12 protein-coding genes, 1 tRNA gene and 1 pseudogene are annotated in these 13,119 nt (G+C 46.9%); all 14 read right to left on the bottom strand.

Going from position 1 to position 13,119, the window contains the following annotated elements; translation table 11 throughout:
- Positions 1 to 25 precede the first annotated feature (25 nt).
- On the bottom strand, positions 26 to 280 hold the full coding sequence (rpsR, locus tag QGT46_RS07665; RefSeq protein WP_006567633.1) for a 30S ribosomal protein S18: 255 nt from the start codon (positions 278 to 280) through the stop codon (positions 26 to 28).
- Positions 281 to 296: 16 nt separating this feature from the next.
- Positions 297 to 749, bottom strand: coding sequence for a single-stranded DNA-binding protein (locus QGT46_RS07660; RefSeq protein ID WP_006567634.1), 453 nt, complete (start codon positions 747 to 749; stop codon positions 297 to 299).
- Positions 750 to 776: 27 nt separating this feature from the next.
- A complete protein-coding gene (rpsF, locus tag QGT46_RS07655; RefSeq protein WP_024728764.1) occupies positions 777 to 1,064 on the bottom strand; it encodes a 30S ribosomal protein S6 in 288 nt (95 codons plus the stop codon).
- 100 nt (positions 1,065 to 1,164) lie between these two features.
- Positions 1,165 to 1,353, bottom strand: a complete 189-nt coding sequence (locus QGT46_RS07650) for a DUF951 domain-containing protein (RefSeq protein ID WP_024728765.1) — start codon at positions 1,351 to 1,353, stop codon at positions 1,165 to 1,167.
- Positions 1,354 to 1,426: 73 nt separating this feature from the next.
- Positions 1,427 to 2,539 carry a peptidylprolyl isomerase gene (locus QGT46_RS07645; protein ID WP_148459704.1) on the bottom strand — a complete coding sequence of 371 codons (1,113 nt, stop codon included), beginning with the start codon at positions 2,537 to 2,539 and terminating at the stop codon, positions 1,427 to 1,429.
- Positions 2,540 to 2,586: 47 nt separating this feature from the next.
- The gene (gene mfd, locus QGT46_RS07640) at positions 2,587 to 6,114 is read right to left on the bottom strand and encodes a transcription-repair coupling factor (RefSeq protein ID WP_148459705.1); all 3,528 of its coding nucleotides are present in this window, start codon (positions 6,112 to 6,114) and stop codon (positions 2,587 to 2,589) included.
- A gap of 26 nt (positions 6,115 to 6,140) precedes the next feature.
- A complete protein-coding gene (pth, locus tag QGT46_RS07635; RefSeq protein ID WP_148459706.1) occupies positions 6,141 to 6,713 on the bottom strand; it encodes an aminoacyl-tRNA hydrolase in 573 nt (190 codons plus the stop codon).
- 65 nt (positions 6,714 to 6,778) lie between these two features.
- Positions 6,779 to 7,786 (bottom strand): 3-deoxy-7-phosphoheptulonate synthase, encoded by a 1,008-nt coding sequence (aroF, locus tag QGT46_RS07630; protein WP_148459707.1) that lies wholly within the window; start codon positions 7,784 to 7,786, stop codon positions 6,779 to 6,781.
- Between the two features lie 525 nt (positions 7,787 to 8,311).
- On the bottom strand, positions 8,312 to 9,652 hold the full coding sequence (locus QGT46_RS07625; protein ID WP_024728770.1) for an MATE family efflux transporter: 1,341 nt from the start codon (positions 9,650 to 9,652) through the stop codon (positions 8,312 to 8,314).
- Between the two features lie 3 nt (positions 9,653 to 9,655).
- A complete protein-coding gene (locus QGT46_RS07620) occupies positions 9,656 to 10,852 on the bottom strand; it encodes a dicarboxylate/amino acid:cation symporter (protein ID WP_148459708.1) in 1,197 nt (398 codons plus the stop codon).
- 327 nt (positions 10,853 to 11,179) lie between these two features.
- Positions 11,180 to 11,253: transfer RNA gene (locus tag QGT46_RS07615), tRNA-Pro, on the bottom strand.
- An 84-nt stretch (positions 11,254 to 11,337) separates the two neighbouring features.
- Positions 11,338 to 11,885: pseudogene (locus tag QGT46_RS07610) on the bottom strand (EAL domain-containing protein).
- Positions 11,886 to 11,917: 32 nt separating this feature from the next.
- Entirely contained in the window at positions 11,918 to 12,058 is a 141-nt protein-coding gene (locus tag QGT46_RS07605) for a hypothetical protein (protein WP_301590210.1), read from the bottom strand.
- 86 nt (positions 12,059 to 12,144) lie between these two features.
- On the bottom strand, positions 12,145 to 12,975 hold the full coding sequence (locus QGT46_RS07600; RefSeq protein ID WP_024728773.1) for a 4Fe-4S binding protein: 831 nt from the start codon (positions 12,973 to 12,975) through the stop codon (positions 12,145 to 12,147).
- Positions 12,976 to 13,119: the final 144 nt, after the last annotated feature.

Here is a 13,119-nt window from a genome sequence, read left to right as displayed (position 1 = left end):
TAGGGATACGGCGGCTTGTCTTTTATTAGTCCTGTGTGTAAGGCATTAAAGCGAGATGTCTTGCTCTTTTGATCGCGCTTGTGACAGCTCTCTGATGCTTTGCACATGTTCCTGTGATACGTCTCGGCAGGATCTTGCCTCTCTCAGAAACATATTTCTTTAATGTCGCTACATCTTTGTAATCGATAACGGCATCGGCTTCTGTACAGAATGCACATACTTTTCTTCTTCTGCGTCCGCCTCTTCTCCTGTTTGGAGAATCACCTCTATTATAAGCCATGATTAAACCTCCTAATTTAACTAAATGGCAGTTCCTCTTCCAATCCGTCCGGAATGTTCATAAAACCGTCTCCTGCGGCCTGGCTCGGCTGCGGCGGCTTCGAAGGATTTGCTGTCTGCATTCCTCCTCCGTTGTACTGGTCAGTTGCCGCTTTGCTCTCGCAGAAATCCTGTTCTTCTACAATAACGTCGGTGGTATAGACCTTGATTCCGTCCTTGTTGGTGTAACTACCTGTCTGGATTCTTCCTGAGATGACAATCTTGATTCCCTGGCGAAAATACTTCTCGGCAAATTCGCCGGCACGTCCAAATGCGACACAGTTGATAAAGTCTGCATCCGGTTCGCCATCCCTCTTGAATCTCCTGTTTACAGCTAAAGTATATCTTGCAACTGCCGTCGCTCTCTCACCCTGTGAGTATCTCACATCCGGGTCTCTGGTTAGACGGCCCATCAAAATCACTTTATTCATATTGGATTCCTCCTGCCTATCAAAGTGTTAGGCATCCTGTTTTACGACTAAATAACGTAATACATTTTCTGTAATTCGAAGTTTTTCTTCTAAAACAGCCGGAACTTCTGTCTCTGCGTCGAACTGGATGAAGTAGTAGTATCCTTCTCTCATCTTCTGGATCTCGTAAGCTAAACGCTTCTTTCCCCATTCATCGACATTCGTGATCTCAGCTCCTGCTTCTGTAATCATAGCTTTTGCTTTTTCCACTACTTCCGCTCTTGCTTCGTCTTCGATCTTAGCATTCACGACTAATGCGAGTTCATATTTACTCATGTTATCTGCACCTCCTTCTGGTCTTTTCGGCTCTTGATCTTCTGCCAAGAGCAAGGATAAATTTATATATCACAAGTTGATATGTTACCATAAATTCCTTTTAACCGCAAGCTTTTTTCACAAATCCCCTGAAATTCTTCTCCACGAGCTTCCTTGACACCATTACCTGCCGGCCGCAGCCCGTACATTTCAGCCGGAAATCCATGCCGACCCTCAATATCTCCCACTCATTGCTCCCGCACGGATGAGGTTTCTTCATTTTGATCACATCGCCGATCTGAAATTCCATACACTGCCTCCTTTTCTCTGATCTTTACGAAAAAGGCAGCCGGATCATGGGCTGCCTTTCACAAAGAGCTGTATTACTTTTTCTTCTCTGTCGTTGCTTTCTGCTTTGCTGTGGTTGTGGCTTCTGTGGTCGTTTTTTCGGTAGCTGTAGTCGTTGCCTTATACTTAAATGTGATCTTTTTCCACAGTTCCTGATCGATGCTCTTGTCATCGTCCCACTCCTTGTCTGCATCCTTCGTCCACTTTTTATATACCTTCTGGTATGCTTCCTGCTGTTTTTCCTGCAGAAGCGTACTCTTGGATGTGGCAAGCTCACTCTTTACATTCGGGTTCAGCATCTTGATGATGACATACGCATCGTCTGTCTCGACTACGCCGCTGACCTGATTCTTCTTTAATTTGGAAGCCGCATCTTCAAACTTGGTTCCGAGAGCTGCTTTTCCCTTTGTGTAGCTTTCTTCGTTGTCTGTGTCGACTTTATACTTCTTGGCTACTGCCTTGACGCTCTGACCTTTCCTGATCGCCTTCAACGCTTCTTTGGCTTTCTTCTGCTGAGCTGCCTTTTCTTTTGCAGTCATAGCTACTTCTTTGCCGGTCTTGCTGTCTGTTTTCTTCGTCGTGAAAACGAGCTTGTATACTTTTACGGTCTTCGCTTCGTCGTCTGTCACTTTCACATCTGCCTTTTCAATGATCGCATTCATAACCTTCTGGGCGATCAGATTTTCCTGCTGAATTTCCTTGATGTAATCTTTGTCTGCCCCGGTCACCTTCATCACACGTTTTCCAAGTTCATTTTTTGTAAAAGATTTTACGGATTCGTCCAGCTGTTTCTTCTCATCCGAAGTAAGCTTTACCTTGTAGTCATCTGCGTGGTCGGCCAATACTTTTACAGTCTTGATCTGGTTGATGACATTGTCTTTAATTGAATCCTGCATTGTGATCTTTTTGCCCTTTTTATCGGTACCGACCTGGGTAGACCACAGTTTATCGCCTAAATAGGATGCGTACTGCTGCTCTGCGCTGTACTGCATGATCCTGGCATATACATGGGCTTCCTTATAGGTCACCTTATTTCCTGCATATTCAAACAGCGTCTTGTCATCCTGCTTCTTGCAGCCTGCCAATAAGGCCGCGCACAAAGCCATAACCGCCGCAAGACATACAATCTTCTTCGCTACACGTTTCATTCTTCGTTTCCTCCGTTTAATTTATTTCCATTTTGGATTATACTACATTACGATCTGATAATCAACGCATCCAATGAGTTTACACAATGTTCAATCTTTGAAAGCCATGCGCTTTTCTTCGCGGATGAAAGATCCAGTACAAATACAGGATGCTCCCCGGCACTGACAGAGAGTTCCTTCGGAAATTCGTTCAGCACATCCGGGATCTTCTCCACCTGCACATTTGCCTCCGGATTCATCTCAAAGAATACTTTCTCGCCCTTCTGTTTCACATCCGTCATATAGGCGTGGTGAGCCATAGATTTTAACAGAGCGATATGGAGCAGATTGACCACCGCTGCCGGGAGATCGCCGAAACGGTCCAGGAGCTCATCCTGCATATCTTCCAGCTCATCCTTCGTCTCGATGGCAGATATCCGTTTATAAAGCTCCAGCTTCTCCACTTCGTTTCTGATATAGGCGGATGGAAGAAAGGCATCAATATTCAGATCCAGTGTCGTGTCAAAATCCGTATCCTCTGAAAGTTCTCCTTTGAGTCTCAGCACTGCGTCATTGAGCATCTTACAGTACAGATCATATCCCACCGCTTCCATATGGCCGGACTGTTCTTCCCCCAGCAGATTTCCCGCTCCCCGAATCTCCAGATCCCGCATGGCGATCTTGTATCCCGATCCCAGGTCCGTAAATTCCCGGATCGCCTGGAGCCTTTTCTCCGCTGTCTCTTTTAATAAAGTGTCCCTTTTGTACATTAAAAATGCAAATGCGTTCCGGTTGGAGCGCCCGACGCGTCCCCTGAGCTGATATAACTGGGAAAGTCCCAGCTGGTTGGCGTCATGAATGATCATCGTGTTCACGTTCGGTATATCCAGCCCGGTCTCAATGATAGTCGTGGAGACGAGCACGTCGATCTCCTTTTCCATAAACTGCATCATGATATTTTCAAGTTCCCTCTCCCGCATCTGTCCGTGGGCAAATGCCACTTTTGCATTGGGCAGGAGTTTCTGGAGCTCACTCGTGATCTCCGCAATGTTATTGACCCGGTTATATACATAGTATACCTGACCGCCTCTCGTCATCTCCCGGTGGACTGCTTCTTTTACGAGCTCCTCGTTGTATTCCATCACATAAGTCTGGATCGCTCTTCGGTCGTGGGGAGGTTCCTCTAAAATGCTCATATCCCTGATCCCGATCAGACTCATATGCAGCGTCCTCGGAATCGGTGTTGCGGAGAGAGAAAGCACGTCCACATCTTTCTTCAGTGTCTTGATCTTCTCTTTATGTCCCACGCCGAAACGCTGTTCTTCATCTATGATCAAAAGTCCCAGGTCTTTATACTTCACGTCTTTGGAAAGGAGCCGGTGTGTCCCGATGACCACATCCACGATTCCTTTTTTCAGGCCTTCCATCGTCTCTTTCTGTTCCCTGGGAGTACAGAATCTGGACATCACCCTGACGGTCATCGGATAATTCTGAAAGCGCTCGCAGAATGTATTGTAGTGCTGCTGGGCAAGAATCGTTGTAGGTACCAGATATGCCACCTGTTTTCCGTTGGTCACAGTCTTGAAGGCCGCCCGGATGGCTACTTCCGTCTTTCCGTATCCCACATCCCCGCAGATGAGCCGGTCCATGATTTTCGTACTTTCCATGTCCCGCTTCACGTCCTCTATGGCATTGAGCTGGTCCTGCGTTTCCTCATAAGGAAACATTTCCTCAAACTCTCTCTGCCAAACCGTATCTTTATCATAGACATACCCTTCTTTGGCCTGCCGGACCGCATACAGCTCCACCAGCTCTTTGGCGGTTTCACGCACCTGGCCCCTGACCCGTTTCGTGGTCTTCTTCCACTCATTCCCTCCCAGCTTGTTAAGCCGGGGCTTCTTTGCATTGGCGCTGGCGTATTTTGCGATCTGGTCCAGGGCCGAGGCAAGAATAAACAGATTGTCCCCGCCTTTATACTCGATGCTGATATAGTCCTTCTCGACGTTGTTTACGGTGATTTTTTCAATTCCCCGGTAGATTCCGACGCCGTGCTTTTCATGAACTACATAGTCGCCGATGGAAATATCCGCGAAGTTCTTTATCTTCTCGCCTTTTCCCTTAAAAGCGGCTTTCTTCCTGCGTTTTTCTTTCCTTCCGCTGAAAATATCGCTCTCAGAGATCAGCACCCATTTCGTCTCCGGGTATTCGATGCCGCTCTTTAATTTGCCTGGCGTGATGACGATCTGTCCGGGAACCATATCTTCTGACGGTTTCTTATCGTATGTGACAGTCAGTCCGCTGTCTCTCATATCCTCAGCCAGGCGCTTTGCTCTGGTCACCGAAGGGGAGACAACAAGAATCCGATATTCTTTTTTCTGGTACCTTCTCAGGTCCTTGATCAGCTGCTCAAAGCTGTTGTTGTAGGACTGGACAGACTTTGTCTCCATGAAAAATGTGTCTGCCGCCTTCGCAGCCTTCACCTCAGATGCCAGTGAAGCCAAGAAAACGGCCGGCTGTTTCAGCAGGCGGTTCAGAGCCTCGTCAAAACAAGCTACCGTATCCATCTGCCCCGGCAGCAGATATCCGGCCTCCAAACGGCTTTTCATGCTCTCCGTAAACTCCAGGAAAAAGCCCCGTCCCCTCTCTTCCACATGCTGCGGCTCATCCACATAGACCGCGGTATTTTTCGGGAAATAGTCAAGGAAACACACCAGCCTGTCATAAAAATACGGAAGATATCCTTCTACTCCGATGAGCATGGAAAGTTCCGAGAGCTCTTCTCTGATCCTCTGAAATTCCTTCGTGAGCCTGACCTCTTTGTCCGTCTCAAAGGCTTTGTGGAACGTCTCTTTCAAGTCCTGATACTCGGCCTCGATCTTTTTTAGTCCCTGTGAGATCCGTTCTTCGCTTAAAACAATCTCCGTGGCAGGATAGACCGTCAGACTCTTTACTTCTTCAATGGACCGCTGACTCTGGGCATCAAAACTGCGAATCGAATCGACCTCCTCCCCCCAGAGTTCAATCCTGTACGGGCAGTCCGATGTAAACGGGTAAATGTCGATGATCCCGCCCCTGACCGCAAATTCTCCGGCCGCCTCTACAAATGGAGTCCTCTCATATCCCATAGCGGTAAATTTTTTCGTAATCTCCTGCTCGGAAACCTCTGTCTCCAGGCTGATCATCACCCGGTTTTTCTTGATCTCCGCAAGGGGTACAACCCGGTCCATCAGGGCGTCGACAGAAAGGACGAAGACACCTCCCTGTCCTTTAATGATACTCTCGATCCCCCTGAGCCGTTCTTTTGCAATGGCATTTCCATGGATGTCGGCGCTGTAAAACAGCGGGTCTTTGGCAGGAAAGTAGACGGCGTCTTCCCCGAAGAACCGATAGTTTTCCACCCACTCCTTGGCCTTATTCTCATCTGCTGTCACGATCACCTTATAGTTACCGCGCTTCTTTTTTCCTCTCAGTGCACTGACCAGATGGGCTTTTGCCCCGTCCGTACATCCTGACACTAAAACAGGGCCCTGATTGTTCTCAAGGCCTGTTTTTATCTGTTCAAACACTGCATCATTCTCAAAAATATGATCTAACACGTCTCATTCCTTACTTTCTGCTGCGGTTACTTCCTCGCTTTTTTATTATATTGGTTCATAGCCCCGGATATGTCATCTATCACCATAAGTTTCACCGCATTGTCCACATCCGGAAACACATCATCATAAATTTCCAGTTCATTCTTTAAAAAATGGCCCAGCACGTAGTCTGCCAGATCATATCCCTTGGGCTTTTCTCCGACTCCTATTTTTACCCGCGGAAAATCCATGCTTCCCAGATGGCTGATGATGCTCTTGATCCCGTTATGGCCTCCGGCACTGCCCTTTCTCCTGATCCTGAGCTGCCCTACGTCCAGAGAAATATCATCGAATATTACAATAAAGTCTGAAGGCTCCAGTTTGTAAAAGTCCATGATTCCCCGAAGGCTCTCCCCGCTTAAGTTCATAAAGGTCTGCGGCTTTACGAGCAGTACCCTCTGTCCTCCTAAGTATCCGCTTCCGATGAGCGCCTTATGCTTTTTTGAAGAAATTTCTATCTGGTTTTTCCCGGCAATATAATCAATGGCTTCAAAGCCGATGTTGTGTCTGGTCCGTTCATACTGTCTTCCGGGATTGCCCAGTCCGACGATTACTTTCATTTTGCTGCTCCTTTGTCCTGATTCCTTTTCTTTTCAAATAAGTCTGGAACCAGTATAACAAAAGATTATAAATTTTGAAAGAAGTCTCTTGTTTTCATCACCTTCTGCATCATATGGTCAAATCCTTCCGGTGTCAGTGACTGAGGGCCGTCGCAAAGTGCCTTGGCCGGATTGTTGTGTACCTCTACCATCAGGCCGTCGGCGCCCGCCGCAATGGCGGCAAGGGCCATAGGCTCTACCATGAAACGGATGCCTGTGGCGTGAGAAGGATCTACGATAACCGGGAGATGGGATTTCTTCTTGATCATCGGAATGGCGGACAGATCCAGCGTATTTCTCACCGCGGTCTCGTAAGTCCTGATCCCCCGCTCACACAAGATCACGTTCTCATTCCCGCCTGCCATGATGTACTCGGCGCTCATAAGCCACTCGTCAATGGTACAGGCCATTCCTCTCTTTAAAAGAATTGGTTTATCTATCTTGCCAAGTTCTTTTAACAGTTCAAAGTTCTGCATATTTCTGGTTCCCACCTGGATCAGGTCCACACCCTCAAACAGAGGAAGATGGCCGGCATCCATGATCTCTGTCACCACGGGAAGACCCGTGGCTTTTTTAGCCTCCAGCAGAAGCCTGAGCCCCTCATCGTGGAGCCCCTGGAAAGCGTAAGGTGATGTCCTCGGCTTAAATGCCCCTCCGCGCAGAAGACCTGCTCCTGCTTCTTTTACCTTCTGTGCCACTTCTGTCATCTGCTCTTTCGTCTCAATGGAGCACGGACCGGCGATCACCTGAAACTCTCCTCCGCCTATCTTTACTCCCGCGATATCCACAGCCGTGTCATTCGGATGGAACTTCCTGTTTGCCTTCTTGTATGGTTCCTGAATCCGCTGCACGGTCTCCACAATATCATTTGCCATCACATGGTCGACATCGACCTTGGATGTGTCCCCGATCAGCCCTAAAAGCTGGGTGTTGATCCCTGCAGATTCATGAATGGCAAAGCCCTGGGATACCATCTCCTCCTTTAATGCCTCTATCTGCTGCTTCCTGGCGCCACTCTTTAAAATAATGATCATTGTACCTTTCCTCCTTGATAATGAAATAGATTTTTGCCTGCGATTGCTGCAATGCAGTCTTCCGGTGAACAAAGTGGGCAAGCCCACTTCAACGCCCCAACCCCTCACTCTTTGAGGGGCTTGACAACTTTGCGTGCCAGATGCAATTTGCCGCAGGCAAATAATTTCTTTACGCATCTGTGCACAACCCGCGGAGCGTTTTTATTTCATAGGAAAGGTCGTAGACCTTTCCTATGAAATAAAAAAGGACCTGTATTCCACTACAAGAATACAGGTCCTAAAAATGATCTTTACCGATGGATCTTTCTACCGGATTTCAGGAGATGATTCATTGTAGCGCAAAAAGCCGGGATTAAAATAATAACCCCAGAAATAAAATGAAAAACCATATGTATTTGTCATTTTACCTTTTGCTGACATGATAATCTCCCAATATTGCTGCTTTCGTTCTGAATTAATAACTTTTATCTATCAAACCAATAGCTTATGCCTATTAATTTACACGATTGTCTCGTTCTTGTCAAGTTAAATCGTCCTGTACTGCCACTTGCCTTTTATGTACCGGATCAGGAAAAGCACGGCCCGCACCGCCCAGTCCAGTGTCATTGCGACCCATACTCCAAACACTCCCCATCCAAGCCATTTCCCGAGGACAAAGCTGAAAAAGATTCGAAAGATCCACATAGAAATGATTGCGGTGACCATCGTGTACTTTACATCATTGGAAGCCCTGAGAGTATTGGGCAGAGTAAAGGAAACAGGCCAGATCGTCACACAGCACAGTGTGTGGTACAGCAAGATCTTTCTTGTAATGGCCGCGGTCTCCGGCGACAGATGATATGCCCGGATGATCACAGGAAGCATGGCAACAATAAACAGGTTAAACACGATCAGGGAAGCGTAGGCGATCTTTAACAGTTTCTTTGTATAATACCGGGCTGCCTCATAATCATTGGCACCTACACATCTGGATACAACAGTCAGCACCGCAAGCCCTACTGCCATTCCCGGGATGATCTCAAACATAGCCACCATGTTGCTGACTGCATTGGCCGTGATCGATGCAGTCCCAAACCCGGCAACCAGGCTTAAAACAAGAATCTTTCCAAGCTGAAACATGCTGTTTTCCACCCCGTTGGGGACACCGATCTTCAATATTCTGCCGACCAAAAAACCTTTGAACTTGAAATTAAAATTTCTGCTGATATGGACTGCCTGATTCCTGTTTTTCAAAAGCACAAGGATCACTGCCGCAGCGATTACCCGGGATGCCAGCGTAGGAATCGCCGCTCCTTCCACGCCCATTCCCACACCGTAGATCAGGACAGCGTTGCCTATGATATTGACAGCATTCATAAAGAGTGACATCTGCATGGCTGTCTTGGAATTCCCCATAGTCCTGAACAAGGCCGCACATCCGTTGTAAACTGCCAGAAACGGAATCGACGCCGTCACGATCAGAAGATAAACTTCCGCGCTGTGCATGACTGCCGGTTCAATGGCCCCGAAAACTCCGTGGAGGATAAAGCCTCTCATTGCATAAATGCCGGCCATGATCACCGCAGCCAGGGCTGAAATAAATAAGATCAGCTGGTCTGCGGTCTTGCAGGCCATCACGTGCTTTTTCTGGCCCAGATACTGGCCTGCCACCACGGCTCCCCCGGTGGCCAGAGCCGAAAACATGTTGATGAGCAGAATCATGATGCTGTCCACCAGAGACACCCCTGAGACCGCCGCCTCTCCCACGCTGGAGATCATAATGGAGTCGGCAAGACCCACGGTTACCGTCAGAAGCTGTTCGATGATCAGCGGAATGATCAGCTTTTTCAAATCCTTATTGGTAAATAATTCCTTTCTTTTTTCCATTCCCTATTTCTTTTCTCCGTTTTTTCTGTCGATGCTGTCGACCATGTAAGCGATTGCCTGATCGCCCGTAATATTGCAGGCCGTCCCAAAGCTGTCCTGGGAAAAATGAAGAGAAATGATCAGCTGGCTCATCGGGTCTGTAAAATGAAGCATAGATTTGATGAGGCCGAGAGCCGCCATGACTCCGCCTCCCGGAACTCCCGGAGCCGCCACCATGGTAATACCCAGCATAAAAATAAACGGAAGAAACATGGACAATGTCGGCGTCAGTCCGTTGGCGAGCATAATACCCATGGAACCGATTACCAGACAGATCGTGTCTCCGGAGAGATGGATCGTCGCACATAATGGAATGACAAAGTCTGCAATATCTTCTGACACACCGCTGTCCTTACTGCTTTCAAGGTTTACCGGGATCGTCGATGCGGAAGACTGTGTACCCAGTGCCGTAAAATACGCCGGCGCAATGCCTCTTAAATTCTTAAACTTGTTCTCTTTCGTAAACAGTGTGGATATCAAAAACTGAAATGCAATGTAAAGCCACTGAAAGATCAGGATCATCACATACAGTTTAACAAACATCTTTATGGTCGGAAGCAGCTTCCCTTCGGCTGCTATTTTACTGAACAGCCCTGCCACGTAAAACGGGATCATCGGTATGATAATCTTGTTTAATGTCTTGGTGATGATCTCCTGAAGATCCTTTAAACAAAGCAGCAGCGTATCATTTTTACTGTTTGCGATTCCAAGTCCTAAAAGGAACGCCAGGATCAGAGCCGTCATAACTCCGAACACCGGATCAGCCTGAATCGCAAAGATGGCTTCAAAAGACCTGGTCTGGATCTCGCTGTCGGTGATCCGCTGAATCAGGGAAGGAAGAAGTGCCTTTCCCGCAAAAAATGCACTGATCCCTGCGATCACCGTAGATGCGTATGCGAGCAGCAGAGTCACCCCAAACAGCTTATTGGCCTTCTTCCCCAGGTCGGCCAGTCCTGCGGCCACAAAAGAAAGAATCAGCAGCGGAATAATAAAATTTAAAAATGTACTGAACAATGTAGTAAAAGTAACAAAAAGACGGATTACGCCTTTAAAGATAAACGTATCCCCGACGCCGAATATATCTCCGGCAGAGCCGATCAGCATACCCGCTGTGATACCGATCAGCAGCCGGATCAGCAGGCCTAATTTTTTCTTCTTCATATAAAATAATTCTCCCTATTTTTCTCTGTTCTGAACGGCAGAAAACAGTCTGCCCCACAAAATACTATTATACGACGTGAAAAAAAAGATAACAAGGGGCAACAGGATTTTCAAAAGGACAAAGTGGTCAAGCCCACCTCATCTTCCCACCCCCTCATTCTTTGAGGGGCTTGACAACTTTGCGTGCCAGATACGATTTGACGCAGTCAAATAATTTCCTTATGCATCTGTGTACAGCTCGCAGAGCGTTTTTATTTCATAGGGAAGGTCGTAGAACTTTCCTATGAAATGAAAAAACACCAGACTTTCGTCTGATGCTTTCAGCAGTCGGGGCAACAGGATTTGAACCTGCGACCTCGTAGTCCCGAACCACGCGCTCTACCAAGCTGAGCCATGCCCCGCTTTTGCTATTATATTACGTCTGGCCCTAAAATGGAAGAGGAAATTTCATTTTTTTTTAAAATTATTGTATATTTTTCTGTACTTTATTTGTCAGTATTCAATAAAGCTTGAAAATCAGCGCCCGGCATTGGCTTTGCAAAATAATATCCCTGGATTTCATCACATTTCAGTTTCCTCAAAAATTTGTACTGCTCCTCTGTCTCGACCTCCTCCGCCGTGAGACGGATACCCAGACCTCTCGACAGATCAATAATGCTCCTTACGATCTTCTCTCCTTTGCTCTCCCCGATATCGTCCACAAACTTTTATCAAGCTTCAGCACATCGATCGGCATGGTGCCAAGCATCGTCATGGAAAAGTAGCCCGTTCCAAAGTCATCCATAAGCACAGAAAAACCAATGCTGTGATATTCATCTATAATATTTCTCAGCAGCACCTCAGCCTCTGACATGACGCTTTCCGTAATCTCCAGCGGGACCAGCTCCGGAGAAATTTGATATTCTCTGAGAATATCCTGATATTTTTTAATAAACGAACTATAAAAAGCACAATCTTTATTTTCAGATGCTGAGCTCTGCAAGCTTTTTCTCTGTTTGTTTCCTGCTTTTAAATACGATTCCTTCGTATCCATATAGTTTTGCCGCGGTAATATTTTCCTCCATATCATCGATAAAGACAGGCTCTTCCGGATGCATAAGAATATTCTTCGGTCATCTCGTGAATGCGCTCATAGAGCAGGTCAATCTGCTCTTTATATTCCGGCGCCAGCGAATAAAATGCTTCTCCTTCAAAACCCAGCCTCAAAAATAATCTCTCCTACCCAAAATCTGCAAGAACATTTCTTATATCAAATATCACATTTTTAATCATCCGTTCCTCCCACTATGTATTCAGAAAAAAATCTCAGGCTCAGCCCTCTTTGTATACTGTTCTTCCAATTCTGTCTTATGGTACAGATACCCTTCATCCTCATAATATTTTGCATGTCTCGGGCATTTCTTGATACAGGCCCCGCATTTAATGCAGATCCCGTCCACTGTCCCAACATCTTCACGCCTTATAGAACCCATGGGGCAGACTTTTGCACAGATTCCGCAGCCGTCACAGTCCCCGGAGGTTAAGGGCTTTACTTTTCTGATATCAATGAATTTTCCTTTTCTGTCTCTGGGCCGGTAATAGCCTCTGTATGGCTTCCGGATCCCTTTTACGTATACCGGACGGCTGTAATCTTCTTTTTCAGTCCTCTTCAAACGTTCGCAGAGCCCGAATGCAAACTCCCTTATAAGGCTCACATCCCTGTTATCCGGCCGCCCTCTGCCCAAGGTATCCGAAAAAGAGTGTTCGCCCACGAAAGCTGCTGCTGCCACAGTATGAAACCTGTTCTGCTCTAAAAGATCCCGAAGCTCGATCAGGGCATCGTCATAGTTTCTGTTGCCGTAAACCGTGACCGGCACCGCACAGGCATGATTTCCCTTGATATACTCTTTCAGAAAGTCAAGCAGAACATTTGGCACTCTCCCCGCATATACCGGCGTCCCGAAGATCACAAGATCCCGGGGTCCAAAAACAAGGAGATCCTTTCTTGAAGCAGGCAGCGTAAAGTCATATTCACAGTACTCTGCACGCAGTGTTCGGGCCGCCTCCCCGGCTAAAACCGTCACAATTTTCTTCGTTGTATCTGTAGCGCTGAAATAAACTGCCCAGACTCTTTCAATTTCCATCGGCTAATCCTCCTTTCATCTATTATAACTTCTCGGAATCTTCAGCCCTGATTTTATAAGGCTTTCAGACCCTATCTCAAAAAAATCACCCACTTTTTTTAAAAACACTTGACAAATCGCTCAAAATTTGCGGCGAAGCCGATT

Origin of the sequence: Anaerostipes faecis (assembly GCF_910574135.1) — a bacterium.
Classification (GTDB): Bacteria; Bacillota; Clostridia; order Lachnospirales; family Lachnospiraceae; genus Anaerostipes; species Anaerostipes hominis.
This window is presented reverse-complemented; position numbering and strand designations above follow the sequence as displayed.